A 26,863-nucleotide genomic window follows, 5' to 3' on the forward strand; every position below is an offset into this window, starting at 1 on the left:
ATGCATATATTAGTAGGAAACCCGGAGACGCTGGCGATAGAATCGTACGTTGACGAATTTGTCGCGCAGAAGAGTCAAATGGGCATAGGATATTTTCTGATCCACGTAGGAGGCAAGCAATATGGCGTCAAAAAGCCGCGAGCTTGCGTAATGGGCAATTCATATAACGAGATCGTATCGAGAATTAGCCAAGAGGGTGAGCATAGGCTTAGTTTTTCATCGAAGATTGATTCGAAAGAACTATCGATTTATATCGCAAACTCTATTTATAATCGAGGGTTTGAGGGTGGTGTAATTCCTGCTCAGTGGAGTAAGGAGATTGATGATAGCTTGTACGCCAATGCGCTAATGTGGGCGCCAGATGGGGACTCTGCATTTGATGATGGGAGTCACATCGTGCAGGTTGACGATGAGCAACGCGTGCGAATAACGGCTTTTGTAAATGCAGAAACGCAGGGCGAGTTTGAGAATAGCATTAGCGATGTAATATTGGGACAAGAGACGTTTTACGAAACGCTTGGTGCCTGGGCGCGAGAGTTTGATGGCCAATGGAAAGTTTTTCTCAATAGCTTATCATAAGTGATTCCTTCAAAGGTTTGGCTGTGGTCGGTCGCTATTGTCGGATCTGAGAGGCCGGCTGTACTCAATGTACATGGACATATGTGGTATTGGTATTTACATAATATATATTATCGATTTCACGGGTTGTAAGCGCAAGTTTGAAAAGAGACGATTGTCCAAGAAGGAACTCCTGACGTGAACAGGCGCGCCACAAAGGGCGCGTCGGCAGCGGTCAGGCGATAGGAGGACGGAGCGGCGTATCCACTTCGCGCGCACTCAGCGACGCTGGCAATGAGGTAGATGATGCGCCGGGCGCAATCGAAACCGGGCGCCCTCAACGCTCGTATCGGCGCGGCCAGATCATGGCCGTGACAGATCGAATGGCGATGCGGATAATCCTTGCCGCCATGGGCCGGCACTTCATCTGCGTCGCCAGGAGCATGGGTCATCGCCAGCTCGATGCCGGTCACGCTGGCCTCCGGTGCATGCACGACCGAGGTGATGCCGGTGATCGCCAGCATCAGCGCGGCAATGAAAGGCAGCAACAACCCAATCGCCCCACCGCATAGCACGGCATCGGCTCAGAACCCGATGGTCGCGATGATCGACGCCCGCGTCTTCTTCTCGGTCTCGAACGGCGCCCGCTTCAGCTGGCGCCCGACCTGGAGCTGCAGGTCGAGATGCCGGCCGATCCCGTAGTTCACGTTGAAGCCGATGCTGGCCAGTTCGTCGCGATGCGGGAGATCGGGATAGGGCGTGGGCTGCCACAGGCTGGCATAGTCCACGAACACGCCGAACTGGAGATAATCGTCCATCTTCTTGTCGAGCAGATGGAAGACCGGCGTGCGCAGCTCGGTGCTGAGCAGCAGGCCTTCGCTGCCGAGCGCGGTGTTTGGATCATAGCCGCGCACGCTTCCGATGCCGCCGCCACCGAGCTGCTCGCTGTTGGGCAGGTTGCCCGTCGCCCCCTGGAACATGCCGCGCACGATCCAAGTGACACCCTTGGGCAGGAAAGTGGTGCGCGTCACCGAGATGCGGCCATAGCCATAGGTCGCGTCCGAATAGGGCACGAGCAGGTTGAGCGCTGCATCCTTGTTGTGCGCAGTCACTCCGCCCGGCGAGAAGGTCCAGCTTGCGTCGACCACGGTGCGGCCGCCGCCATCAATGAAGGTGCCGTTATAGGTGACGGGAATCTGGAATATCTCCACCGCGGAATCGAGGATGCGGAAACCCAGAAAGTCCAGGTTGTTGTCGGTGCGCTTGTAATCCACCCCGATCTGGAGGTTATGCTTCACGCGCGTCGAGCCCGGCAAATCATGCGCCCAGCGGCCGCTGATCTGCCCCGAATGCCCCTTGCTCTTGAAGATCGGGCCGAGATCGGGATCCTGGATCGCATAGGCGCCAAAGAACAGCAGCCGATCGTCCGGGCCGAGCGGCACGGTGTCGCTCACCGAATGCGAGGTATAGCGGCCCTTGAAGCTGCGGGTGAACTGGTAGGACAGTATCTGCCCCGTGCCGAGCACATTCCCCCAGTTGAAACCAACGTACCATTCGTCGCGCCCCAGCAGCGCCGTGCCCTGATTGTCGTAACCGCCATAGACGCGAAGCGGAAAGGTCTCCTTCGCCTCGAGATTGATGTCGGTCACCCCTGTCTCCGCGCCCGGACTGGCGATGGCATTGATCGTGACGAAGGGATTCTGGTTATAGTCGTCAAGAGCCTTGCGCAGCCGCGGCAGCGTGAGCTGTTCACCGCTGTGCAAGTCGCCCATCCCGCGAATCAGCCGGCCGGAGAAATGCTTGTTGCCGGTCACGCGTATCTCGCCGACGCGGTAGGGCGTGACTACGAACTGCACTACGCCCGACTGCACATTCTGCGGCGGCACGCTGACTTCCAGGAAAGGCTGTTCCGCGGCGCGATACGCGTCACGCGCCAGCTGGGCGATCGCGTTCAGTCCTGCGCGGGTGAGCGGGCGACCAAGATAGGATCGCACGCGGGCAGCGAATTCGGGGGTCTGAAGCAGCGGCAGATCCGGTGCGGCCAGGCCGCCGGGCATGTCGGCGACAGGCTGAACCGCCGCGGTGCCGTTGACGAATACAACGCCCTTGAGCTCGGGCACCAGCACCGTCTGATCGTCCACCGGCGGCGGGGCCTGATCGGGGACCCTCACCTCGGCCGGCGCCGGCGCCGGCGGCAGCTTCGGGACTACGCGCTTGAAATCCTGGGCGGCAGCGGGAGTCGCGGCGGCGAGCGCGGCCAACGACAGGCATGCAAGGCGGCGCATCAGGGCTTGGTCTCCTCAAGATCGAGCGGCGCTGGGGTTTGCTCGGGCGGGAAGAGGATCGTGAAGGTCTTGCCCGCTTCACCCTGCATCAGGATCGCCTCGGGCGAGTTGATCGTCGGCATGCCGGTGCGGATCAGCAGGCCGCCCGGAATGGGAGTGACGCTCGCCTCGCGCAGCACGCCCGGCAGGCCGGCAAGCCCGTTGGTCCGCGCGAAATACGGCGTGTAGGCCGAGGGATAGGGGATGTAGAAGCGCGGCACGCCGAACAGTTGGGCCAGCCCGTTGAGCTCGCAATCGGCGGCATAGGGGACCGCGCAGGCAGTGCCCGACCGGGTAATCTCGCCCGGGCCGACCGCAACCGAAGGCAGATTGTAGTTCGAGAGCAAAGTGCCCTGGCTCGCCGAATAGTCCCCGGGATCGAGGGATACGCTCACCTGATGAGTCCCGGGCCTTGCACTGGCATAGTTGCCATGGGTCTCGGTGATGATCGCCCCTTCTCCCGGTACGAAGCCGCCGATGGTGAAGTCCCATGCGCCGAGCGTGGCACTGGTGTTACCGTCAAAGGGCTTGGTGGGGTTGCCGGTGACGGTGACCACAAGGTCGGCCCGGTTGATCAGGCCCGCGCCGGTCGCCCCGGCCGGCAGGATATAGTTGGACAGCAACGTGCCCTGGTTCGCGGCGAAATCGGAAACGACCAGACTGGTAGTGACGGTACGCGCCCCGGCGTTGGCGGAACTGTAGATCCCGGCATTGCGGGTGACCATTGCGCCTTCCCCGGCGACGAAGCCGGTAAGCGCGAAATTGCCGGCAGTCAGCGTGGCGAGCGTCGTGCCGTCATAGGTCTTGGTCGGCGTGTTGACGATCGCAGCTGTCAGCAAGGCGCGGTCGATCTGCCCGGCGCCGCTCGCGCTGACGGGCAGTACATAGTTTCCGAGCAGCGTGCCCGCATTCGCCGCGAAGTCCTGGCTCGCCAGGATCGCCGTCACGGTGCGCGCGCCCGCGTTGGGCGTGTCGTAATTGCCCGTCGCCTGAGCGATCGTTGCTCCCTCGCCCGCGATGAACCCGGTCAACTGGTAATTGGCGGCGGTTAGCGCGGCGGCGGTGGTGCCGTTGTAGATACGTGTCGGGTTGCCGATGATCGCAGCGGTGAGCATTGCGCGATTGATCGTTCCGGGCCCCATGGCGCTGGTCGGCAGGATGTAGTTGGCGAGATCGGTACCCGCATTGGCGGTGATGTCCCCCGAGCCGAGCAGCGCGGTCACCAGCCAGGATCCGGCATTGGACGAGGCATAGCTGCCCGTGCCCTGGCTCACTACCGCCCCCTCGCCGCTCGCAAAGCCGCCTAGCTGGTAGTTGCCGGAATTGAGCGTGGCGAGCGTGGTCCCGTCATAGGCCTTGGTCGGCATGCCGATCACGATCGCGGTGAGCGCTGCCTGGCTGATCAGCCCCGGGCCGGTGGCGCTGGTGGGCAGGATGTAATTGGCCAGGTTGGTGCCGGCATTGGCGGTGAAGTCGCCGCTGGTGAGCGTGGCATTCACGGCACGCGAGCCGGCATTGGCGGAGGCATAGGTGCCGATGGTCCGGGTCACGGTCGCCCCCTCGCCTGCGACGAAACCGGTGAGCTGGTAGTTGCTGCTCAGCAGCGTGGCGATATCCGTCCCGTCATAGACCTTGTTGGGTGTGCCGATGATCCCCGCCAGGATCTGGGCCTGGATGATCGTTCCCGTGCCGCTGGCGCTGAGTGGCAGGACATAGTTGGAGAGCAGTGTCCCGCTGTTCGCAGTGAAGTCCCCCGCGGACAGACCCGCCATCACCGTCCAGGTGCCCGCGTCGGCGCCGCCATAGGTGCCCGCCGTCTGGGTGACGGTCGCGCCTTCGCTGCCGATGAAGCCCGTGAGCTGGTAGTTGGCGGAAGTCAGCGTGGCGGTGGTGCTGCCGTCATAGACCTTGGTCGGGTTGCCGACGATCGCGGCGGTGAGCATTGCGCGATCGATCGTGCCGATACCGGAAGCACTGACCGGCAGGATATAATTGGTCAGCAACGTGCCGGGATTGGCGACGAAATCGGCGCTGCCAAGGCTGGCCAGGATCGTGCGGACGCCTGCATCGGCGATGTTGTACCGCGCCGTGGTTTCGGTGACGGTAGCACCCTGACCAGACACGAACCCCAGCAGCTGATAGTTCGCGCTGGTGATCTGCATGCCGATCGTACCGTCATAGACCTTGGTCGGATTGCCGATGATCAGCGCAGTCAAGGTCGCGCGCGTGATCAGGCCGGCGCCGCTGGCGCCGACCGGCAAAGTGTAGTTGCTGAGCAACGTACCCGAGTTTGCGACGAAATCTCCGGCGCCCAGTCCAACCGTGACCTGACGGAAGCCCGCATCGCTCGACGCATAGGTGCCACTCGTCTGGGTCACCGTCGCCCCCTCGCCTGCGACGAAACCGGTGAGCTGGTAGTTCGCCGAAGTCAGCGTGGCGAGATTGGTGCCGTCATAGACCTTTTCCGGAACACCAGTCACCGCGGCGGTGAGCGCGCGCTGGTTGATCAGCCCGGCGCCGCTGGCGCTGGTGGGCAGGGTATAGTTGCTGAGCAGCGTCCCGCCCGAGGCAGTGAAATCGCTAGCCAGAAGATTCGTCGTCACGTTCCGGGATCCGGCATTGGCCGAGCTGTAGGCGCCGCTGGTGCGGGTCACCACCGCGCCCTCGCCGCTGACGAAACCCGTCAGGCCGAAATTGGTGCTGGTCAGCGTGGCTATCGCATTGCCGTCATAGATTTTGGTCGGCGTGTTGATGATCGCAGCGGTCAGCATCGCCTGGGTGATCGTGCCGGCGCCGGTGGCCATGGTCGGCAACACATAGTTGGCGAGATCGGTGCCGGCATTGGCGGTGAAGTCGCCCGCTGCGAGCAGCACATCCACCGTTCGCGATCCCGCATTGACCGAGTCATAACTGCCGGCTGTCCGGGTGACAGTCGCCCCCTCCCCCGTGACAAAGCCGGTCAGCTGATAGTTGGTGCCGGCGAGGATGGCGTCGTCCGTGCCGTCATAGACCCGGCTGGGGTTGCCGATGACCAGCGCGGTGAGCACCGCACGGCTGATCAGCCCCGGCCCGGTCGCAACCCCGGGCAGTACATAGTTGGAAAGCAGCGTGCCCGGATTGGCGGCGAAGTCTCCGGCGGCGAGCGACACGGTGACCAGCTGGTTGCCGGCGTTGGCAGCGGCATAGGTGCCGCCGGTCCGGGTGATCGTTGCGCCTTCGCCGGTGACGAAGCCGGTAAGCTGATAGTTGGACGAGAGCAGCGTGGCGATCGTGTTGCCGTCATAGGTCTTGGTCGGCGTGCCGATCACTGCCGCGGTGAGAGCCCGCTGGTCGATCTGGCCCGCACCGCTCGCGCTGGTCGGCAGCACATAGTTGGAAAGCAGCGTGCCCGCATTGGCGGTGAAGTCGCCCGCAGCGAGGGTCGTCGTCACCGTGTGCCCGCCCGCGTTGGCACCGTCATAGCTGCCCGCCGTTTGCGTGACCGTCGCCCCTTCCGACAGGAAGAAGCCGGTCAGCTGATAGTTGGCGCCGGCAAGTGCCGCGGCAGTGTTACCGTCATAGATCTTGGTCGGGCTGCCGATGATCGCGATCGTCAGCGCTGCGGGATTGATCATGCCCGCGCCGCTCGCGCTGGTCGGCAGGTCATAATTGTTCAGGTCGGTGCCGGTGCCCGCGACGATGAAGCCGTTGATATTGGCGGTAACCGTGGCGGCGGTAAGAACATCGGGGGAGTTGTAGCTGCCCACCGTCTGGCTCACGGTTCCGCTTTCACCTGCGACGAACCCGGTCAGTTGATAGTTGGACGAAAGCAGTGCGGCCCCCGTCGTGCCGTCATAGGTTCGCGTCGGCGTGCCGATGATCGCCGCGGTCAGCGGCGCGCGGGTGATCGTGCCGATCCCCAGGTTCGTGATCGACGGCGCGATCGAGTAGTTGCCCGAGTCCGCGCCGGTGAGCTGCAGATTGCCGATCGATACAAGGATGGCAGTGTTGACGTTCTTGTCGCCATAGCTGCCACTCGCTACCGCCGCCGCGGTATCGATCGTCACGGTATCGCCCGGCACTATGCCGCTCAGCGTATACGCGACCGCCGTACCCGGCAGCGCGATGGTGCCGTCATAGACCTTGGTCACGCCGGTGAGGGTAAGCAGTGCCTGGGTGATGTTCGCCGAAAGACCGGCGGGCTGCTGCAGCGTGTAGTTGCCGAACGAATTGTCATCGAGCGTGTAGCCCGATGCCGTCACGATGATGCCGGTGCCGACATTTTTGGTAGCGAACTGGCCGGTCGCCGTGCTGCTGTTTAGCACCACGGTGTCACCCGGCACGACGTTGTTGAGCGTCGCGCCCGCGTTGTTGAGCGTGGCGACGGTGTTGCCGTCATAGATCTTGTTACTGGCGATCACCCCTGAGACAGTGAGCATCCGGGGATCGATCGTGCCGTTGCCGGTGGCGCTGGTCGGCAGGATATAGTTGGAGAGCGCGGTAGCGCCTGCGACGTCGAAATTGCCGGCCGTCAGGGTCGCCGTGACCGACCGGGTGCCGGCATTGACCGAGCCGTAGGTGCCCAGGGTCTGGTTGATCGTCGCACCTTCGCCGGCGACGAAGCCGGTGATCTGGTAGTTGCCCGTGGCCAGCGTAGCGACGTCGTTGCCGTCATAGGTCTTGGTGGGATTGTTGACGATCGTGGCAATGAGCTGCTTCGGATCGATAATGCCGATCGGCTGGCTGGCGACGGTCGGGTCAACGAAATAATTGCCGGCGCTGGCACCGCCGAGCATCAGGCCGGTCACCGTGACCGGAATGCCGTTGTTCACCGTGGTGCCCGAAAGCGAGCCAGCGACATTCTTGTCGGCATAGGCGCCGCCGATGCCCGCCAGATTAGCTGATACCGTGTCGCCCGCGATCACGCCGTCGAACAGATAGCCGGAGGCATCGGTGGGCAGAGTGACATCGCCGGTATAGTCGCGGCGCACCGCGATCAGGAAGACCTGTCTGGGATCGATCGTCGCGCTGAGACCGACCGGCTGGAACAGTTGATAGTTTCCGGCGTCCGCGCCCGAAATGCTGTATCCGGTGGCGCTGACAGGCTTGTTGGTGCCGGCATTGGCGTTGTTGAAATTGCCGGTGCTCGTCAGGTTGAGAGTCACCAGGTCGCCCGCATAGACGGTGGCGAGCGCGGTATTGGTGTTGTCGATCTGCGCCGTGGTGGTGCGATCATAGGTCTTGCGCTGCGCCACAGCGCCGACGACATCGAGCCGCGCCGGGGTGATGATGCCGATATTCTGGTTCGTGGCCGTTGTCGCGATCGTATAGTTCGCTGCGTCCGCACCGCCGATCGCGACGCCCGACACGGTGACGCCCTTGCCGGTGCCTACATTCTTGTCGGCATAATTGCCGGTGATCCCCGCGGCGTTGACGAACACTGTGTCGCCGGCGACGACGCCGCTCAGCGTATAGGCGCTGTTTGCGGTCGGCAGGCCGGTAGTCGCATCATAGACCTTGATGACCGACGCGAGCGAGATCGTCGCCTCGGTGATATTCGCGGCCAGCCCGGTCGGCTGCAGCAGCGTGTAGTTCAGCGCATCGATACCGGTGATGCCGTAGCCGGTTGCGGTAACGGCGATGTTGGTGCCGACATTCTTGGTCGCGAAGGTGCCGCTGGCACCGCCCGAAACCAGCGTGACGACATCGCTGCCGAGAAGACCCGACAGGCCGCCGCCCGCGCTGTTCAGCGTCGCGACGGTTGCACCGTCATAGACTTTGTCGTTGGCTAGAATGCCGATCACCTGCAGCTGGGCCCGGGTGATCGTGCCGGTGCCCGCCGCGCTGACCGGCAGCAAATAGTTGGAGAGCAGCGTGCCGCTGTTCGCGGTGAAATCGCCCGCGCCAAGCGTGGCGGTGACACCGCGGGTGCCGACATTCTTCTCGCCATAGGCACCCACGGTCTGATTGACGGTCGCGCCCTCGCCCGCGACGAAGCCGTCCAACTCGTAGTTGGAGGCACCCAGTGTCGCCACAGTGGTCGCGTCATACACCTTGGTCGGGTTGCCCACGATCACGGCGGTCAGGATCGCCTGGTTGATCGTGCCCGCACCGGAGATCGTGCCGGGCAGGATGTAGTTGCTGAGCAGCGTACCGGCATTGGCGACGAAATCGGAAACCACCAGCGTTGCGGTCACCGTGCGCCCACCGGCATCGGCGCTGTCATAGGCAGCACCGGCGGACTGGGCGATCGATCCACCTTCGCCTGCGATGAAGCCGGTCAGCGAATAATTACCGGCACCCAGCGACACGCTCCTCGTGCCATCATAGGTCTTGGTCGGGTTGCCGGTGATCGTACCGATCAGCGTCACAGGATTGATGTCGGCGGTCAGCCCGGTCGGCTGGCTGAGCGAATAATTGCCGGCCTGGGCGCCGGCGATGGTGAAGCCACCAATATTCACCCGCAGATCAGCACCGACATTGGACTGGAGGAAGCTGCCGGTCGATGCGGCGCCATCGAGCATCACCGTGTCGCCGCCCAGCACGCCGACGAGCACGGGCGATCCGCCCAGCGTAGCGGTCGTGTTGCCGTCATAGAGTTTGTCGTTGGCGATCAGCCCTGCGATCGTCAGCCCGCGCCGAGTGATGTTGGCGGTGATTCCGCTCGGCTGGAAGAGCTGGTAATTGGCGGCATCTGCACCTGAAATCGTGTAACCTGCCACCGTCACAGCGATCCCGTTGCCGACATTCGCTGTGGCGAAGGTCCCGGTCGAGCCCACCGAGCTCAACACGACATCGTCACCCGAGATGACACCGAACAGGCTCGCGGCCCCCGTCAGCTGGGCAGCGGTCGTCCGATCATAGACCTTGTTCAGCGCTGAAACGTTTAGGACGTTGAGCGGTGCCGGCGTGATCGTGCCGGGTCCGGTCGCCACCGTGGGCAGCGTGTAGTTGGTGAGCAAGGTGTTCGCGCCGGCGATGAAATTGGCCTGGCTCGGGAAATTGACGGTGAGCGTGCGGTTGCCGGCATCGTCGCTGTCGAAATTGCCGATATTGCCGGGCGTCACCGTGACGCTCTCGCCCGCCACCACGCCGGTGATGGTGAACACGTCATTGGTGAGACCGATGCGCGTCTGACCGTTATAGACACGGGTGGGATTGCCCGTGATCGCGATGCTCAGCGGCGCCTTCAGGATCGTGCCGATGCCGGTCGCCACCGTGGGCAGCGTGTAGTTGTTGAGGTTGGTGCCAGGGGAGGGATTGAAGTCGCCCGGGGCAAGCTGCACCGTCACGGCCTGGGGGCCGGCATCGATGCCGCCATATTGGCCCACCGTCTGGGTGATGATGGCCCCCTCACCCGCGATGAACCCGCCCAGCGTATAGTCGCCGGGCACAAGCGTCGCGATGTTGTTGCCGTCATAGATCTTGGTGGGATTGCCGGTGATGTCGACATAGATCACGCCCGGCCCAAGGTTGCGCCGGACGATCGTCCCCAGGCCGGTGGCCGTCGCGGGAATATAGTAGTTCGACATCAGCGTGCCCGCGAAGGGATCGAAATTGCCGCCGTTCAGCACCGAAGTGACTGTCCACACACCGGCATCCGAAGAGGCATAGGTGCCGTTCGGCTGGTTGACCGCTGCGCCCTCGCCGGTGATGAAGCCGTCCACCTGATAATTGGACGGGCCCAGCGAAGCGCTGTTGTTGCCGTCATAGGTCTTGGTCGGGTTACCGATGATCGTGATATGCAGCGGCGCCGGCGTGATTTCGCCCTGGATCGTGCCAAGCGTCGGCAGGATATAGTTGGAAAGCAACGTGTTCGGCCCGGCCTGGTAATCGGACGGATTCAGCGCGACATCGACGTTCCAGATGCCGACATTCTTCGAGGCATAATTCACCCCCGATGCCTGGGTGATGAAGATCGACTCTCCAGCAACAAGGTTGCCGAGCCCGACTTGCGAGGAATCGACCACGGCGTTGGTCGTGCCATCATAGACCTTGGTCAGCATGGCGTTGCCGCTGATCGTCAGCGGCCGCGGCGTGATATTGGCGGCCAGGTTCGAGGCGAAGTTGAGGTTGTAGTTGCCGCCATCGACGCCGCCCAGCCCGATGCCCGAGATGGTGACGCCGATCGCATTGCCTACGTCCTTTTGCGCAAAGGCGATCTGCGCACCGGTGCCGGCAACCGGGATTACGTCGTCTCCGACGACGATACCGCTGATGACCAGGCCATCGGCGTTGACTGAGGCGAAGCGCGTGCCGTCATACACCTTGTCGTTGGCGACCAGGCCAGTGACCAGGATATCGCGCGGGGTGATGTTGGCGGCAAGGCCAGTCGGCTGGCTGATGACGTAATTGCCCGCACTCGCCCCGCTCAGCACGAAGCCGGTGCCCGTGACTGCAATCGCATTGCCGACATTCTTCGTCGCGAACACGCCGGTGGCACCGGCCGCATCGAGTGTCACCGTATCGCCGGGCACCACGCCGAAAATTGTCGCGCGGGCAGTATTGAGCAGAGCGGTCGTGTTGCCGTCATAGATCTTGTCGTTGGCGGTCACACCGCTGATCAGGATCTTGGCCGCATTGATCAGTCCCGCTCCGGTTGCGGTGGTGGGCAGGATATAGTTGGTGAGCAGCGTGCCGCTGCCCGCAGAGAAATTCGGTGCCTGCAATGTGGCGTTGACCGTGCGGGAACCGGCACCGGCACTGTCATAGGCCGCGCTCGCCGCGCCGGTGATCGTGATGCTTTCACCCGAGACCACGCCGGTCAGTTGGAAATTCGCCGATGTGAGCGCGACGGCCGTGGTCGCGTTATAGGTCTTGGTCGGTGTGCCGATGATCCCGGCGGTCAGTGCCGCGCGGTCGATGGTGCCCACCGCCGCGGTGACCATGGGCGTGGTGACGCTATAGCCATAGACCGGGACGCCGCCGCGGTTCGCCAGGAAGTTGCTGGCAGTCACTTCGATCCCGTTGCCGGCATTCTTCGAGGCGTAGACCCCGTCGAGCGTGAAATCGTCGCCATTGACCAACCCGGTCAGGTTCACGTTGCTCGCGCCCAGCACGATGTCGGGCGTGCCGTCATAGGTCTTGGTGACTGCGCCGAGCGTGAAACTGACGCTGGGCGCCTCACGATATTTGCGGCTGTTGCCAGTCGTCGGCGCGCCGGTGGCGTTGAGATAGTCGTAGAGATAGTAATCCGGCGTCAGGCCGCCGTCGCTCGAATTGGCGGCATCGTCGCTCACGATGGACCAGGTGCCGCCGCTCGAGCTAACAGCGCCTGCCCCAGCCAGATTGGTGAAGCTGGCGCCCACAATGTCGACATTGCCAGTGCCGCTCAGCGATCCCCCGGCGTTGATCGTCACTGCGCCAGCGATCTGCGCAAGCACTGCTCGACCCGAAACGGCCGCGCCCACGCTTAGCGCGCCCCGCGCGTTGAGCGTGATGTCTCCCGGTCCGGTGATCGCGGCATTGATCGCGATATTTCGATAGGCATCGATGGTGAGGTTGCCTGTCGGCTGGGTCCAGACGATCGGCGAAGCGACGGTGATATCGCCCACCCCGCCGGTCCCGCCGGCGGTGGTTTGCACCATGACCGTAGAGCCGCCCGCATTGAGCGAGGTCACGATCCCGGTCGCTGCGGCGGCATCGATCACCAGGTCATCCGGATCGATCAGCCAGGTGCCGCCGGCGCCCGGCAGGATCGTGGCCGCGCCGAGATCGAAGCGATGCCCCGACGTCTCGATCAGCCCGCCCCCGCCCGGGCCGCCGGTGCTGATCCGCGCGCCATCCGCGATCGCAGTGCTGTAGGCCAGCCCCTCGCCGGTGCCATAGCCGGACGTGCCGACCAGCACCTGTCCTCCACGCGTGCCCACCGCGGACAGGTTGGCGGTTCCCGCCAGGATTATTTCATGGCCGTTGACGCCGATCCGCCCGCCGCTGCCATCGGCGTTCACTGCCTTGAGCGTGCCGGATACTTCCACCTTGCCCTGCGGCGCGGTGAGCCAGAGTTGACCATCGATCGTCGCGGATCCGGTGGCCTGGATCAGTCCGTCGCGATTGCCGGCGAGCGCGAAGATGTTGCCGTTCACCGCGCGCAGCGCGACCGAAGCGGCTTCGATCCGGCCGGTTTGGGTCACGTCGCCACGCCCGCCGGCGATGGAGACATAGATGCCGTCCGACTTGCCATCGGTGGCGGCGAGCAGCACCTCGTCGGCGGCCGCCAGCGTTACATGGCCCTGCCCGGCCACGATGGAGCCGCTATTCTCCACCGCGCGAGCGATCATCACCACGCTACCAGTCCTTGAGACGATCGATCCGGCATTGACGATCGCGCCGTCGGAACTGCCCTTCGCCGTCAGCGCGCCGCCGGCCATGAACACATCGCCGTCGATCGCCCGGGTCGAGGCGATGAAGCTGCCGCCGGTGATTACCTGCCCGCCTGGGCCGACGACCACGCCATGCGGGTTCATCAGATAGACCGATCCCGTCGCGGTCAGCATGCCGTCGATCCGCGACAACGTGCCGCCATTCACCCGGTTGAGCGTGGCGCCGCTGCCGTTGAGGATCGAGACCTGATGATCGGCAGCGATCGAGAAATCATGCCAGTCGATCACCCCGCGATCCGAGCTCTGAGTGATCGTCATCGTCGACGGACCGGGTTGGATCGTGCCGCTCCCCGCAGTGAACACGCCGCCGCTCGGCAGGGGCGGAGCGCTTTGTGCGAAAGCCGGTACCGCGGTCGCCAGGAGTATCGCCGCGCCAAGCAGCGCGGCCGCCTGCCTTCGCCCGCTTCGTGCCTGATCTCGAAGAGCAAGTGTACTGCTGCCCAACAGAGCTACACGGCACGAAACAACGCGGGTCATCAGCAACCTCCGCTTCGTATCGGTTTTGTTCACATATGCTGTAGGGAAGAACGCCCCTATTCAAGCAAACCTAGAGAGATGCTTGAAGTTCCTGCGGAACCGAGATTTTTATCGCGTCCGCAATGTTCATCATATTCAGGACAAAGGAAGAGTCGCCCCTGAGCCGGGAGGCTTCGCGCGGATCGTCTCACGCACGTCGAGCATCGGCCGCCGGGAAACGGTGACGCCTTCTAGAGCACATAATGTGCTCCAGGCCACGGCCGTCCGGTTCGAATTTTGACGGACCAGCATGCGACTGTTTGGTCGGCCGAGGGCCGAACCGCATCCACTAAGGCGTTGAACAGGGTCGGCATCGTACACACTTTTGCATATTCGGACGTACTCCCCAGAAATCATGCTATTGGTAAGTTAGCTCGTCAGATGGAGACGAGTGATGCGGCGAAGCCGATTCACCGAGGATCAAATCATAGCCGTGCTGCGCGAGCATTAAGCTCGCCTGAAGGCCGCCCACCTGTGCCGCAAGCATGGGATCAGCGATGCGACGTTCTACAACTGGAAGTCGAAGTATCGCGGGATGAGGGTGCCGGAGGCGGCGCGGCTACGCACGCTGAAGGATGAGAACCGTCGGCTGAAGAAACTTCTGGCGGAGTCGATGCTGGACGTGTCGGCACTGAAGGATTTGCTGGGAGAAAACTGACCCGGTCTGTGGATCGCTACGCTGCGATGGAGAGGCTGATGGCCGGTCACGGCTTCTCCGAGCCTCGTGCCAGCAGGCTGATCGGGGTCAACCGGTCGGCATGGCGATATGAGCCGCTTCGCGGGAAGGCTGTTGGCGCGGTGATCGGGGCGCGCCGGGCGCTCCCTTCTCCGCTTCAACCCGGACTACCCTTCGCGCGGCCGCTCATCTCCGCCTCCGCTTGCCGCTGGCAGGCTTGCCCGGCCCGGCTTTGCCAGGTCGCGCCCACGCCTTCAGCCGATGCCGGGCGAGATAGGCGGCAAGCGACTGGCTTGTGCGCATAACCATGGCGTTCGCCTTGCGCGCCAGCCGCCCATGCAACAGCGCTGAGAGCGCGCCGCGATATTCGAGCCGGTGGATCAGCAACGTTCCGGCACCTCTGGGTTCGAGCGTATAGGACTCGATCGTCAGGAAGATCCGCCGGACGCCGCTGCGCCATTCGAAGCAGCGCTCGGGATCGAGCCGGGTAATCGTCGCCGGCGCCAGTAGAATGCGGACGCGCGCGAGCGAGGACGAATACGTATAGGCGATCTCGCCCAAGCCGGGTTCGCCCTTCAACCGGACAAAGGGATGCCAGGCGGCATAGTTGTCGAAGTCCATCAGCAGTTGCCAGACCGACGCCGGCGATGCTCCGAGCGAGATCTCGCGTTCCGCTTCCACCATCATTCCTGCTCCCGATAGGCAAGCAGGCGCAGCGCGTTGAACACGACCAGCAAGGTCGACCCTTCATGTGCGGCGACCGCGGGGCCGATACCGAGGCCGAGGATCGTCGCCGGCACCAGCAGCGCCACCACACCCAGGCTCACGAACAGGTTCTGTCGGATGATCCGGCGGGTCCCCCGGCTCAAGCCCACCGCGAAGGGCAGATGCGCGAGATCGTCGGCCATCAGCGCCACGTCGGCAGTCTCGAGCGCAACGTCCGAGCCCGCGGCACCCATCGCGATGCCGACTGTTGCGTTGGCCATGGCGGGGGCATCATTGACCCCGTCGCCGACCATCGCGACGCTGCCCTGGTTCCGCAGCTTGCGGATCGCGCCGACCTTGTCGTCGGGCATCAGGTCGCCCCAGGCTTCATCGATGCCGACTTCGTCGGCGATGGTCTCCGCAACCCTTTGGTTGTCACCCGAGATCATGATCATCCGAGTCATGCCGAGCGCGCGCAGCCGGGCGAGCGCGTCCTTCGCAGCCTTGCGCGGGGTATCCATCAGGCCGATCGCGCCGAGATCGCGCTCGCCCTGGCGCACCACCATCGTCGTGCGGCCTTCGGCCCGCAATTTCTCGATCGCCTTCGCCATGGCGCCCGACAGCGGCGCGATCCCGTCCGCGCCGAACATCTCGGCCTTGCCGATCGTCACGCGCTCGCCATCGATTGTGGCGGTGACGCCGCGCCCGGTCAGGCTTGCGAGGTCGCTCGCGACCGGCAACGCTCGTTCGCCGAGGCGCTCCGCGCCGTCGCGCGCGATCGCCCGGGCGAGCGGATGGTCGCTGAGCTTCTCGACCGCCACCGCGATCGCGAGCAGGGCTTGCCCATCGACGCCGTCGGCCGGCACGACATCGGTGATCCGGGGACGCCCCTCGGTAAGCGTGCCGGTCTTGTCGAAAGCAATCGCAGTCAGTGAGCCGAGATTCTCGAGCGGCCCGCCGCCCTTGATCAGCACGCCGCCACGCGCAGCCCGCGCCACGCCCGACAGGACTGCGCTCGGCGTCGCGATCGCCAGAGCGCAGGGGCTGGCGGCGACCAGCACCGCCATGGCGCGGTAGAAGCTGTCGCGAAACGGCTCGTCGATCACCACCCAGGCGAACAGCAGCAGCACGGCCAACCCAAGAACGGCGGACACGAAGATCCGCTCGAACCGATCGGTGAAGCGCTGGGTCGGCGACTTCTGGGTTTCGGCCTCGCTGACCAGCTTGACCACCTTGGCGAGCGCGCTGTCGGTCGACTTGCGAGTGACTTCGATCTCGATCAGCCCGCCGCCGTTGATCGTGCCGGCGAACACGCGATAGGCTGCCTCGAGCCTGTCCGGATTGGCGCGCGCCTGTGCCTCGTCCATCACCGGCCTTTTGTCGACCGGCATGCTCTCGCCGGTTACCGGCGCCTGGTTGACGCTGGTCGTGCCCTTGAGGACGAAACCGTCAGCGGCGATCCGCTCGTCGGGTCTCACCGTGACGACGTCGCCGACAAGGAGCGCCTCGACCGGCAGTCCCTGGAGCTTGCCGTCGCGTGAAACCAGCGCGGTCTCGGGCGCAAGCTCGGCCAGCGCTTCGATCGCCCGTTTGGCGCGGCCCATGGCATAATGCTCAAGGGCATGGCCAAGGCTGAACAGGAAGAGGAGCAGCGCGCCTTCCGCCCAGGCGCCGAGCGCCGCGGCGCCCGCGGCGGCGACCAGCATCAGCGTGTCGATCTCGAAGCGCTTGCGCTTCAGATTGCCGATCGCCTCGCGCAACGTAAAGAAGCCGCCGCAGTAATAGGCGCCGAAGAACAGCGCGACGGGCAGCCAGGCCGGTGCGGCAATCAGCTTCTCGATCGCAAAGCCGATGCCGAGCAGGGCACCACAGGCGAGCGCGAAGACCAGCTCGGTATTGGGGCCGAAAATGCCGCCATGTGCATGGCCGTGGTCATGCGCCTCGCCTTCGGCGTGCACATGATCCTGGCCGCCCCGATGATCGTGCTTCTTTGAAGGGGCCGGCCTTGCCGGCTCCCGGTGCCCGACGCCGAGCCGATTCAGATATTCCTGCAGCGCCTCGGCCGAGGTCCGATTGCGGTCGAACTCGATCCGCACCAGCCCGGCCGAACTGGCTTCGGCCTCGAGCACGCCGCCGACCCGCTCGAGCTGTTCGGTGACGCTGCGTGCGCGGCGTTCATGGCCGATACCATCCACCTCCCAGAGGAGATGCCCGAACTGTCCGGTGATCCTCGCGCCCGCCCCCTTCACCAGATCGCTGATCCGCGCGAGCGAGAAGGTGTTGGGATCGTAGTGGACGCAGAGCTGCGCCTCGCGGCCATCCTGCGGTGGGACGACATGCGCCTCGGCGATGCCGTCCCGGCCTTCAAGGCTGGCGATCAGTCGGGCGACGCAGGCATCCGCCGCATCGGGAACTTCGGGCAGCACGACCGGAATATCGAGACGTAGCGTAGCGCGCATCAGAGCATTTCCCTTGCAAGAATGGGAGTGGTCGGGAGCGGGGACTGGAATGCGAAACGAGCCGTCATCCCAGCGCCTCCTCGATCAGGAGCAGGACGAGGAAGCCGATGAAGAACATGGCGGAGATGAGCGGCGTGTCCCGCCGCGCATGCGCCTCCACAAGGAGTTCCTCGGTGACGAGATAGAGCAGCGCCATCAGGCCGAAGCTCAGGAAGCCGGCAATCACCACAGGCGGGAGCGTGGCGAGGGGAACCGCGGCGAGCGCGCCGAGAGGCAGCATCAGCGCGAGCAGGGCGACGATCGCGATCGCCCGCGGCTTCGAGCGCGTCTCTTCCGCCAGTTCGGTGGTCACCGACAGACCGAGAAACAGGACTTCGAGCGTCAACGCGATCGTCAGCAACAGACCGGCCTTGGCGCCGGCGAGGAACGCCAGCCCGAGGACCAGGCCATCGACGAGAATATCGAGGCCCACCGTCGCGACGAGCGCCAGCTTGCCGGCGAAGCGCTCTTCGATCCGCTTGAGGCCGAGCATGACCATGACGCCGAGACCGCCCCCGACAAGCGTCGCCATCGGCGATGCCCGATGCAGCACCGGAGGCAGGATCTCGGTGGCGGCAGCCGCGAATACCACGCCGGCCGCAAGATGCTGCATCGCGCTGACCAGCGCCTCGCCCGGCCGCCGGAGAATGGCCATGATCGATCCGAGCAGGACCGCGGCGACCGGAATCAGCGTATAGGCCAAGGCGCCCATCAGAGGATTTCCCTGGCGCTATGGAAATAGCGGCGCGTCATTTGGCACCGGCCTTGGCGGGTTTGTCCATCGAGGCGCCTCGCGCCGCGAGCCATGCCCGCATCTGAACCATCTCCGCTTCCCGGGTGGCGATGACCTTCTCGGCAAGGGCGCGTACCTGAGGATCCCGGCCGTATTCGAGTTCCGTACGGGCCATGGCGACCGCGCGCTGGTGGTGCGGGATCATCGCGCGCAGGAAATCATTGTCCGCGTCGCCGGCGGAAATCATGTTCATGGTATCGTGCACGCCGCCGCCGGCTTTATCGGGTGCCCGGGCAAACGGGCTCTCTGCGGCATGCCCCTTCGGATCGTGTGTCTCGTGAGAGTTGTGCGTCTCGCCCTGCGGCGAGCAGGCGGCGACCAGCAATGCGAGGGCAACGATCGTTCCTGTGTTCTTCATCTCGGTCTCGCTTCCGGGAGGAAAGGCCAGGTCGCCGCGCGGTTCGGAGCCGCGCCGCGACCCGGGCCGGTCAGTCGGCGGTCGCCGGCATGCCGAGCAGCACTTCGACGGGCTCGAGCGTGATCAGCCCGATCCCGCCAATATCGGCGATGCTGGAGACGAACCCGCGCAACCGGTCCTCGCGATCGACAATCTCGATCACGAGCGACCGATCCTCCTCGAGCACATGCGGCCGGTGCAGGTGCGCCGAGCGCCCGAAGCCGATCAGCGCCTGCAGCACGGTCGCTCCAGCCAGCCGGGCGTCACGCGCCCGGCTGGCCACTTCCTCGAAGGCCTTGCGATCCCCGTGAAAGGCCGCCTCGTCGGTGTAGATGCGGAGCAATTTGACGTCTGACATCTCGTCTCTCCTCAGGCTTGGGGCTGCGGCGCGGCGTCGCCGCCCTGCCCCTGCTCGCTCTCACGCTTCGCCCTGCGGCCTTCGGTCATGCCGAGGACGACCCTGGCAATGGCCGGAAGGACCAGCAGCGTGAGGATGGTTGCGGCGATCAGGCCGCCGATGACGGTGGTGGCGAGCGGCTTCTGGACCTCGGCGCCGGTGCCATGGGCGAGCGCCATCGGTACGAAGCCGATAGCGGGGACGAACCCGGTCATCACGACCGCGCGCATCTTCTCGGCCATGCCTTCGCGGATGGCTTGCGCCAGCGCGAGTCCCGCCTCGAGCCGCTCGCGGATCGCCGTCATCACGACGAGCCCGTTGAGCACCGCCACGCCGGCCAGGCAGATAAAGCCAACGGCAGCCGAGACCGAGAAGGCGATACCCGTCATGGCGAGCGTGAACACACCGCCGGCAAGCCCCAGCGGGACCGCCAGGAACACCGCCGCTGCGCGCCCAAGGCCACCCAGCGCCATGTAGAGCAGCCCGAAGATGATCGCGAAGCAGATCGGCACCACGATCGACAAGCGCTGTGCGGCCGCCTGGAGATTCTGGAACTGGCCGCCCCACTCCAGATAATAGCCGGCCGGGAGCTCGACCTGTCCGACCTTGGCCATTGCCTCGTCGACGAACGAGCCGGCATCGCGGTCGCGCAGGTTCATCTGGATCACGACGCGGCGCTTGCCATTTTCCCGCGTGATCTGGTTGAGCCCGTCAGCGAAGCGGATCTGGGCGACCTGACTGAGCGGGATCGACCGCCGCGCCCGACCGTCCTGCTGCGGCAGCAGGACAGGAAGCGCCAGCACCTCGTCGAGATTGGCGCGTGTCGTCGCCGGCACGCGCACCGCCACTTCGAAGCGGCGATCGCCCTCGAAGAGCAGGCCGGACTCGCGCCCGCCCATCGCCGCGGAGACGGTGTCCGCGACTTCCTTCAAGGTCAGGCCGTAGCGCGCGATCGCGGCGCGATCGAAGCGTATGTCGAGGGTCGGCGCGCCGCCCGTCTGGTCTGCCTTGACGCTCGCCGCGCCCCGAATGCCCTGGAGCACGCGGACGATCTCGTTGGCCGAGGCCGACATCTTGTCGAGATCGTCGCCATAGAGCTTGATCGCGACATCGCCGCGAACGCCGGCGATCAGCTCGTTGAAGCGCAGCTGGATCGGCTGGCTCAGCTCATAGAGATTGCCGAGCTGGCTGCCCGCCGCCTTCTCGATCCGGGCGAGCACCTGCTCCTTGGTGGTCACGCCGGCGGGCCATTGCTCCTGCGGCTTCAGGATGACGAACGCGTCCGAGACGTTGGGCGGCATCGGGTCGGTGGCGACCTCTGCCGTGCCGGTCTTGGAGAACATCAGTTCTACCTCGGGCAGCTTGCGCACGGCTTCCTCGACCTTGCGCTGCATCGCCAGCGACTGGTCGAGGCTGACCGAGGGTACGCGGGTAGAAGCGAGCGCCACGTTCTTCTCGTCGAGCTGCGGGATGAACTCCGAGCCCAGCAGGCCGAAGGCGGGCACCGCGGCGAGGAAGAAGGCCAGGCCGCCGATGATGAACGGCCATGGCCGTGCGATCGCCTTGTCGAGCAGCGGCAGATACCGCTCCTTCGACTTGCGGATCAGCCAGACTTCCTTCTCGGCGACGCGCCCACGAATCAGCAGTGCGACCAGGGCCGGCACCAGGGTGATCGCGAGGATGAAGGCTGCGACCAGCGCGAGCATGATGGTGATCGCCATCGGCGAGAAGGTCTTGCCCTCGACGCCGGTGAACATCAGCAGCGGCGCGAAGGCGAGCAGGATGATCGCCTGGCCGAACACGGTCGGGCGGATCATCTCCTGGCTCGCCCGCATCGTCTCTTCCAGCCGCTCGCGCAAGGAAAGCAGCCGGCCTTCATGCTCCTGGCGGTGCGCGAGGCGCGCCAGGCAGTTTTCGATGATGATCACGGCACCGTCGACGATCAGGCCGAAGTCGAGCGCGCCGAGGCTCATCAGGTTTCCGGGCACCCGGAACGCGTTCATGCCCATTGCCATCATGAGGAACGAGAAGGGAATGACGAGCACCGCGATGATCGCTGCACGCCAGTTGCCGAGCAGCAGGAACAGTGCCGCCGCGACGAGGATCGCGCCTTCGGTCAAGTTGCGTTCGACCGTCGACACGGTGGCGTTGACCAGCTTGGCGCGGTCGAGCACCACCTGCACCTTGACGCCGGGCGGCAGGGTCTTCGCGACCTGATCGAGCTTGTCGCCGACCGCCTTGGCGACGATGCGGCTGTTCTCGCCGATCAGCATCAGCGCGGTGCCGACCACCGCTTCCTCGCCGTTCATGCTGGCGGCACCGGTACGCAGATCGCCGCCGACCTTCACATTGGCGATCTGGCCGACCGTGATCGGCACGCCGCCGCGCGTCGCCGCCACTGCGTTGCGGATCTCCTCGACCGAGCGGATGCGGGCATCGGCACGGACGAGATAGGCTTCCCCGCCGCGGTTGAAGAAATTGGCGCCGACCGCGAGATTGGCGTTCTCCAGCGCCTCGCCCAGCTCGCTGTACGAGATGCCGTAATTGGAGAGCTTGACCGGATCCGGCTCGACCACGAAGGTCTTGGCATAGCCGCCGATCGAGTCGACGCCGGCGACCCCGGCTACCGTGCGAAGCTGCGGCCGGATGATCCAATCCTGCACCGTGCGCAGATAGCCGGCCTTGGCTACCGCATCGGTCAGCCGCTCACCCTCGGGCGTGAGATAGCTGCCGTCGGACTGCCAGCCGGCGTGTCCGTCGGCCTTGGGCGCGCCCTTGCCGCCCGGATTGGCATAGCCGACCGTGTACATGACGACCTCGCCAAGGCCCGTGGTCACGGGTCCGATCTGCGGCTGGACACCTTGGGGCAGGCTTTCCTTTGCCTGGGTGAGCCGCTCGCCGACCTGCTGGCGGGCGAAATAGAGATCGGTCGAATCCGAGAAGATCGCGGTCACCTGGCTGAAGCCGTTCCGCGACAGTGATCGCGTAGTTTCAAGGCCGGGAATGCCGGCAAGCGCCGTCTCGATCGGATAGGTGACGAGCTTCTCCATCTCGACGGGCGAAAGCCCGCGGTCGACGGTGTTGATCTGGACCTGCTTGTTGGTGATGTCGGGCACCGCATCGATCGGCAGCTTGGTAAGCTGCCAGACTCCGACGCCCGCGATTGCCAGGAATATGAAGAGGATCGCCCACCGTGCTCGCACGGAAAGCGCCATGATATTTGCGATCATCGCTTATTCCTCCTCGCCCACGCCCTTGCCGAGTTCGGCCTTGAGCAGGAATGCGTTGCGGGTGGCGATGGCCTGACCGGCCTGGAGGCCCGAGACGATCTCGACCCGGCCGGCGCTGCGCTGGCCGAGCCGAACGCCGACGGCGCGGAAGCCCCGGGCAGTGCGGATGAAGACGACATCGCGACCTTCGAGCGACTGGACCGCATCCTCCGGCACGACGATCGATTTGGTGAAGTCGCCCCTGGCGGGCAGCAGGCGTACCCGTACCGCAAGGCCCGGCTGCAGCCCGGCGGGCACGTCGAGCACCGCAGTCGCCGAGCGCGACTCCCCGGTCAGCGTCGGGGTGACCGCGCGAACCCTCGCCTCGACGGTACGGCCATCGGGCAGCTCGACGATCGCGCGGTCGCCGGGCGTCACGCGGGTGGCGTCGGCGGGCGCGATCGCGGCCTCGATCTGGATCTTGCTCGGATCGGCGACGCGGTAGAGTTCGGTCTCGGGCTGGACGAACGCGCCCAGCGACACCGCCTCGGCGGTGATCTTGCCCGAGATCGGGCTGGCAACGATCACGCCGCGGCCGTCGCGGGTGACATTCGCCGCACCGGCCGCCACCTGGGCGCGGCGCGCCTCGGCCGCCGCGGTCGCCGCTTCGGCCTGGGCCTGTTCGAGCTCCACCCTGGCCGAGACACGCTCCTTGTAGAGATATTGCTCGCGAGCGAGCGCCTTTTGCGCCTGCACGACCTTGGCATTGGCGACCGAGCGATCAGCAGCGATCTGCGCCGCGTCGCGGCTTTCGACGATCGCCAGCGCCTCGCCGGCGCGGACGGGATCGCCAAGCCGCTTGAACACGCGAGTGACCGCGCCGGCTGCGCGTGCGGTGACGATCGCCTCGCCCGAGGGCGCATGAGCGACAGTCGCCTGCGACACGATCTCGGCACCCAGGCCGCCACGCTTGATCGCCTCCGTCGCGATACCGGCCTGGCGGACCGCATCCTCGGTCATCGCGACGCTGTCGGGCAGTGCTTCGGCGGCCGCATCCCGCTTCGGCGCCTCGGCACCGATCGGCGCGGCGGGCCCCGATTTCCATTGGGCCATGCCATAGCCGCCCAGTGCCGCGACCAGCGCGATGCCGGCCGCGCCGCCCAGAAGGCGCTTGTTCTCATTCGTCATCGATTGTCTCCGGAAACTGCGGGCGCCGGCGCGATCAGGCGCGCCAATCGGGCCTCGGCATCATGATATTGGGCAAGGGCATTGACCGCGGCGTTACGGGTCTCGGCGAGAGTGCGCTCGGCCTCGAGCAGCACAAGCTGATCGAACTTGCCCCGCCCATATCCGAGCCGCGCGATGCGAGCGGCTTCGGTCGCGGCGGCCAGCGCAGGGCCTGATGCCCGGACACTCGCCTCGGCATTGTCGCGATCGCGTCGGGCATTGGCGATGTCCTGCTCGGCGTCGAGCTTGGCCGCCCACTGGCGCGCATCCGCCTGGTCCCGTTCGGCGCGTGCCTGGGAAATCAAGGCCCGCCCATTGTTGAAGAAGGGCAAGGGCACCGACACGCCCAACACCGCCGCCGTGTCGCCGGTGGCGGACAGGCGCCGCGCGCCCGCGCTCACCGTCAGGTCAGGCACGCGCTGGCTGCGTGCCAGCCGGACATTTGCATCCGCGATGCGCAGGTCCGCTCGGGCCGCCGCAAAGGCCAATGTTCCCTCGGCGCGCGGTTCACTCGCCGGGCCATAGCCTCCGGTCCGCTCGAACCAGGCTTGGTCGAGCGGCGTATTCACCGCCCGCCCGGTCAGCAGCGCGAGATTGCTCCGCGCCACCTGATAGGCGCGCTCGGCGCGCTCCAGGTCGGTCTGCGCGTTGATCCGGTTGACGGAAGTGCGCTGCTCGTCGATCGGCGAGCTCTCGCCGACCATCACCCGATCCTTGGCTACGCGCAGCGCCTCATCCGCGATCTTCAACTGGTCCCGGGCGATACCGAGCCGGCGTTCGGCCGCCACGGCCTCGATATAGGCCCGGGCGACCTTCAGCCGGACATCGGCCAGCGTGATCGCGGCGTCGAGCTGTGCCCGGCCGATCCGCGCATCGGCGACGCCGACCCGCGCACCGCGCTTGCCGCCCAGCTCGACCGGCATCGAGAAGGTGACCGTGGTCTCGGCCTGGCCGAACCCGCGATAGGGGCCAGTGCCGACGACGTTCTCGGACTGGGCCGAGACCGAAGGATTGGGCCGCAGGCCGGCAACGGTGCGCGCGGATTCGGACGCCCGCACGCCGGCGGCGGCAGCCTCGTTGGAGGGAGAGGACAGGCCGGCCTCGGCCAGCGCCTCGTCGAGCGTTAGGGCGTCCTGCGCGCCCGCGGGCGGCGGTGACGTCTGCGCCTGCGCGATACCCGCACAGGACGCCGCGGCAAGCAACGCCGCGACAAATCGATGCATGTAGGAAACTCCTGACTGTCAGACATGCCCGCGCGAACAGAGTCCGGCGGGAGCGTGACGGTCAGGCTTGTGGCGGTCTCAGCGCCGGGTCGGCGGTCGCTGCCGGCAGGAAATAGGCAGGCGCCGGCGTCAGCCGCGCCTTGGCGACCGCGCGTGCAAACGGCGCGTCCTTCACGATCTTGGGCACGACCTGATGGCCGTGGCAGCCGCCATGATGATGGGGATAGCCCTTGTCGCCATCGGCGGGGACCTGATCGGCATCGCCGTCGGCATGCCCCATATCGACAGCGGTCTGGGTGTCGACGCAACCTAGCGGAACCTCGGTCGCATGCGCCAGCGACGTCGCGAACAGCGACATCGCGACCATGCAGATGGTCAGCAGGGTCCAGAGGGAGCGCATCGGGCCTGCCTTAGCAGCTGTCCGGCGAAGTTCCAAGCCGCGGCACATACGAAGCCGGCGGCGGCGTGACGAGGCCAATCCGGCCGGGTGCTGATCGGTACCCGGAAAGTCGAGCGCAAGAACAACAAACTGATCGCGAGTACGACCGGCATATCGGGCCCGGGCAGAGCGATCAATGCCGCCAGTGCGCCCGCGGCGAGCAGGCCGACGTTCGACGCGACATCGTTGCGCGAGCATTCGAAGATGCTGCTCAATGCAGCGAACGGCGTTTCCCTCGAGGCTGTGGTCGCGACAACCGAGGTGAAGATCCACGCCTCAGCCACCGACAGCTTTTAGGATCGCCAATCGGCGGCCGAATGTCGATAATTGGGGCGCATTTCCGTCTGACAGGAGGCCCGCAGCATGGTCAGGCGATTTACTATCAACCGGCGCCCAGCCGAGGACGTTCTGGATAACTCCACTAGCTTTCTAGCGTGCTGCGATCGCCTGGATTTCCACCCGCAGATTGGGCTCTGCGAGACCTGCGACGATGACCATTGTCGTCGCGGCGGCATGCCCGGCAAATCGACGTTCGCGCTCTTCCCGATAGAAAGGGACCAGATCGGGGCTGGTGATGAAACCGTCCACCTTCACCAGATCGGTCATGTCCATGCCAGCGTCCGCCAGCACCGCCTCGAGATTGTCCCAGGCCAACGCTATCTGCCGTTCCGGATCGGCGGGAACGACACCGTCCCGTGTCACCCCGACCTGTCCGGAAACATGGAGCCAGCGCGCGCCGGCCGGCACGGAAGCACCATGGCTGTAGCAGGAAAATGGCGGCGCGATCGTCGCCGGATTGTGCAGCGTGATCGTCACTGTGCGGTTCCGATCACGCCGTCGATCTCCGCTTGGGTGAAGCCGTATTTCGCTACCCGCGCACGATGATCGGCCGAGCCCAGATACTGGCGAAGCTGCTTGTTCACCGCATCAAGGAGGCCCCGATTATCCTTGGAGAAGGAGAACGCGCCGACCGGTGCATCGCTCGAGGTGCCGGCATCGACATCGATCGATTCCAGCGCGGGGTTGGCACCCGCGATGGCGCGGCTGCCGATCGCGGTACCAGGGAAGGCATCGATTTCCTCCGCCATCAGCGCCGCGACACCCTCTGGCTGACTCTTGAGGATCACGATCTGGCTGTCGGTGACACCCACCGCCTTCGCCGCGGCATATTGGATCTGCTCCCGAATGAGGCCAAGCCGGGCGTCATTACGCGCCGCGACCGCTTCGTAGCTGGTCAGTGCCTTCGGATTGCCCGATCGGACAACGAACCCATCGCCGATCGTCCAGATGGGATCGCTGAACGCCACTTCCCGCGCACGTTCTTCCGTAACGTAGATGGGGACGTTCATGTCCCAGCGCCCCTCCTGGACACCCGGCAGCAATTCTCCAAACGAGGTGAGGTGATACTCGATCGACGTCACGCCGATCGCGCGCAGGACCGCTTCCGCGACCTCTATATCCGCGCCGGTTGGCCGCTTGTCATCGCCGGTCCAGTAGAAGGGCGGCTCTTCGATATAGGCAATTCTGACGTTCATGGTCT

Annotated in this window: 16 protein-coding genes and 1 pseudogene; 3 read left to right on the forward strand and 14 right to left on the reverse strand. The window is 65.2% G+C overall.

Translation table 11 applies throughout. The annotated features are described in order from the left end of the window. Positions 1 to 579, forward strand: coding sequence for an Imm42 family immunity protein (locus tag FHR20_RS07815; RefSeq protein ID WP_208413440.1), 579 nt, complete (start codon positions 1 to 3; stop codon positions 577 to 579). 119 nt (positions 580 to 698) lie between these two features. Here FHR20_RS07815 and FHR20_RS07820 read toward each other — a convergent pair whose 3' ends face one another. From FHR20_RS07820 to FHR20_RS07830, 3 genes are read right to left on the reverse strand one after another with little or no spacing between them, the layout of a single operon-like run. Continuing rightward, positions 699 to 1,109 carry a hypothetical protein gene (locus tag FHR20_RS07820; RefSeq protein ID WP_167298959.1) on the reverse strand — a complete coding sequence of 137 codons (411 nt, stop codon included), beginning with the start codon at positions 1,107 to 1,109 and terminating at the stop codon, positions 699 to 701. A gap of 33 nt (positions 1,110 to 1,142) precedes the next feature. Then, on the reverse strand, positions 1,143 to 2,843 hold the full coding sequence (locus FHR20_RS07825; RefSeq protein WP_167298960.1) for a ShlB/FhaC/HecB family hemolysin secretion/activation protein: 1,701 nt from the start codon (positions 2,841 to 2,843) through the stop codon (positions 1,143 to 1,145). Further along, on the reverse strand, positions 2,843 to 13,501 hold the full coding sequence (locus FHR20_RS07830) for a YDG domain-containing protein (RefSeq protein WP_167298961.1): 10,659 nt from the start codon (positions 13,499 to 13,501) through the stop codon (positions 2,843 to 2,845). The genes FHR20_RS07825 and FHR20_RS07830 overlap by 1 nt, the downstream gene beginning before the upstream one ends. Positions 13,502 to 14,153: 652 nt before the next feature. Here FHR20_RS07830 and FHR20_RS07835 point away from each other — a divergent pair. Continuing rightward, positions 14,154 to 14,426: pseudogene (locus FHR20_RS07835) on the forward strand (transposase); the annotation flags it as partial. A gap of 195 nt (positions 14,427 to 14,621) precedes the next feature. Here the strand turns inward: FHR20_RS07835 and FHR20_RS07840 are convergent. The 9 genes from FHR20_RS07840 to FHR20_RS07880 form a co-directional block, all read right to left on the reverse strand. Further along, positions 14,622 to 15,122, reverse strand: a complete 501-nt coding sequence (locus FHR20_RS07840; RefSeq protein ID WP_167298962.1) for an SRPBCC family protein — start codon at positions 15,120 to 15,122, stop codon at positions 14,622 to 14,624. After that, on the reverse strand, positions 15,119 to 17,599 hold the full coding sequence (locus FHR20_RS07845; RefSeq protein WP_167298963.1) for a heavy metal translocating P-type ATPase: 2,481 nt from the start codon (positions 17,597 to 17,599) through the stop codon (positions 15,119 to 15,121). The genes FHR20_RS07840 and FHR20_RS07845 overlap by 4 nt, the downstream gene beginning before the upstream one ends. Positions 17,600 to 17,663: 64 nt before the next feature. Further along, positions 17,664 to 18,350, reverse strand: coding sequence for a ZIP family metal transporter (locus tag FHR20_RS07850; protein WP_167298964.1), 687 nt, complete (start codon positions 18,348 to 18,350; stop codon positions 17,664 to 17,666). 37 nt (positions 18,351 to 18,387) lie between these two features. Further along, on the reverse strand, positions 18,388 to 18,789 hold the full coding sequence (gene copM, locus FHR20_RS07855) for a CopM family metallochaperone (protein WP_167298965.1): 402 nt from the start codon (positions 18,787 to 18,789) through the stop codon (positions 18,388 to 18,390). Between the two features lie 70 nt (positions 18,790 to 18,859). Then, complete coding sequence (locus FHR20_RS07860) at positions 18,860 to 19,186, reverse strand: DUF190 domain-containing protein (protein ID WP_167298966.1); 327 nt, start codon at positions 19,184 to 19,186, stop codon at positions 18,860 to 18,862. 11 nt (positions 19,187 to 19,197) lie between these two features. After that, positions 19,198 to 22,455 carry an efflux RND transporter permease subunit gene (locus FHR20_RS07865; protein WP_167298967.1) on the reverse strand — a complete coding sequence of 1,086 codons (3,258 nt, stop codon included), beginning with the start codon at positions 22,453 to 22,455 and terminating at the stop codon, positions 19,198 to 19,200. A gap of 3 nt (positions 22,456 to 22,458) precedes the next feature. After that, positions 22,459 to 23,622, reverse strand: coding sequence for an efflux RND transporter periplasmic adaptor subunit (locus FHR20_RS07870; protein WP_167298968.1), 1,164 nt, complete (start codon positions 23,620 to 23,622; stop codon positions 22,459 to 22,461). Continuing rightward, positions 23,619 to 24,884, reverse strand: a complete 1,266-nt coding sequence (locus tag FHR20_RS07875; protein ID WP_167298969.1) for a TolC family protein — start codon at positions 24,882 to 24,884, stop codon at positions 23,619 to 23,621. The genes FHR20_RS07870 and FHR20_RS07875 overlap by 4 nt, the downstream gene beginning before the upstream one ends. A 61-nt stretch (positions 24,885 to 24,945) precedes the next feature. Continuing rightward, positions 24,946 to 25,284 (reverse strand): hypothetical protein, encoded by a 339-nt coding sequence (locus FHR20_RS07880; protein ID WP_167298970.1) that lies wholly within the window; start codon positions 25,282 to 25,284, stop codon positions 24,946 to 24,948. An 87-nt stretch (positions 25,285 to 25,371) separates the two neighbouring features. On the opposite strand from FHR20_RS07880, the gene FHR20_RS07885 reads away from it, so the two are divergent. After that, a complete protein-coding gene (locus FHR20_RS07885) occupies positions 25,372 to 25,620 on the forward strand; it encodes a hypothetical protein (protein WP_167298971.1) in 249 nt (82 codons plus the stop codon). Between the two features lie 132 nt (positions 25,621 to 25,752). Here the strand turns inward: FHR20_RS07885 and FHR20_RS07890 are convergent, their stop codons facing one another. Both FHR20_RS07890 and FHR20_RS07895 read right to left on the reverse strand, forming a co-directional pair. Next, positions 25,753 to 26,139 (reverse strand): Rid family hydrolase, encoded by a 387-nt coding sequence (locus tag FHR20_RS07890; protein WP_167298972.1) that lies wholly within the window; start codon positions 26,137 to 26,139, stop codon positions 25,753 to 25,755. Continuing rightward, the gene (locus FHR20_RS07895; protein WP_167298973.1) at positions 26,136 to 26,858 is read right to left on the reverse strand and encodes a transporter substrate-binding domain-containing protein; all 723 of its coding nucleotides are present in this window, start codon (positions 26,856 to 26,858) and stop codon (positions 26,136 to 26,138) included. Before FHR20_RS07895 ends, FHR20_RS07890 begins: the two co-directional genes overlap by 4 nt. Positions 26,859 to 26,863: the final 5 nt, after the last annotated feature.

The sequence above is a fragment of the Sphingomonas leidyi genome (assembly GCF_011761945.1).
GTDB lineage: Bacteria > Pseudomonadota > Alphaproteobacteria > Sphingomonadales > Sphingomonadaceae > Sphingomonas > Sphingomonas leidyi.

What these genes read in the sequence shown, in the direction of transcription:
- FHR20_RS07815 (WP_208413440.1), top strand. Translation starts at nt 1, where the DNA reads ATGCATATATTAGTAGGAAACCCGGAGACGCTGGCGATAGAATCGTAC.
- FHR20_RS07825 (WP_167298960.1), bottom strand. Translation starts at nt 2,843, where the DNA reads ATGCGCCGCCTTGCATGCCTGTCGTTGGCCGCGCTCGCCGCCGCGACT.
- FHR20_RS07830 (WP_167298961.1), bottom strand. Translation starts at nt 13,501, where the DNA reads ATGACGATCACTCAGAGCTCGGATCGCGGGGTGATCGACTGGCATGAT.
- FHR20_RS07840 (WP_167298962.1), bottom strand. Translation starts at nt 15,122, where the DNA reads ATGATGGTGGAAGCGGAACGCGAGATCTCGCTCGGAGCATCGCCGGCG.
- FHR20_RS07845 (WP_167298963.1), bottom strand. Translation starts at nt 17,599, where the DNA reads ATGCGCGCTACGCTACGTCTCGATATTCCGGTCGTGCTGCCCGAAGTT.
- FHR20_RS07850 (WP_167298964.1), bottom strand. Translation starts at nt 18,350, where the DNA reads ATGGGCGCCTTGGCCTATACGCTGATTCCGGTCGCCGCGGTCCTGCTC.
- copM (WP_167298965.1), bottom strand. Translation starts at nt 18,789, where the DNA reads ATGAAGAACACAGGAACGATCGTTGCCCTCGCATTGCTGGTCGCCGCC.
- FHR20_RS07860 (WP_167298966.1), bottom strand. Translation starts at nt 19,186, where the DNA reads ATGTCAGACGTCAAATTGCTCCGCATCTACACCGACGAGGCGGCCTTT.
- FHR20_RS07865 (WP_167298967.1), bottom strand. Translation starts at nt 22,455, where the DNA reads ATGATCGCAAATATCATGGCGCTTTCCGTGCGAGCACGGTGGGCGATC.
- FHR20_RS07870 (WP_167298968.1), bottom strand. Translation starts at nt 23,622, where the DNA reads ATGACGAATGAGAACAAGCGCCTTCTGGGCGGCGCGGCCGGCATCGCG.
- FHR20_RS07875 (WP_167298969.1), bottom strand. Translation starts at nt 24,884, where the DNA reads ATGCATCGATTTGTCGCGGCGTTGCTTGCCGCGGCGTCCTGTGCGGGT.
- FHR20_RS07880 (WP_167298970.1), bottom strand. Translation starts at nt 25,284, where the DNA reads ATGCGCTCCCTCTGGACCCTGCTGACCATCTGCATGGTCGCGATGTCG.
- FHR20_RS07895 (WP_167298973.1), bottom strand. Translation starts at nt 26,858, where the DNA reads ATGAACGTCAGAATTGCCTATATCGAAGAGCCGCCCTTCTACTGGACC.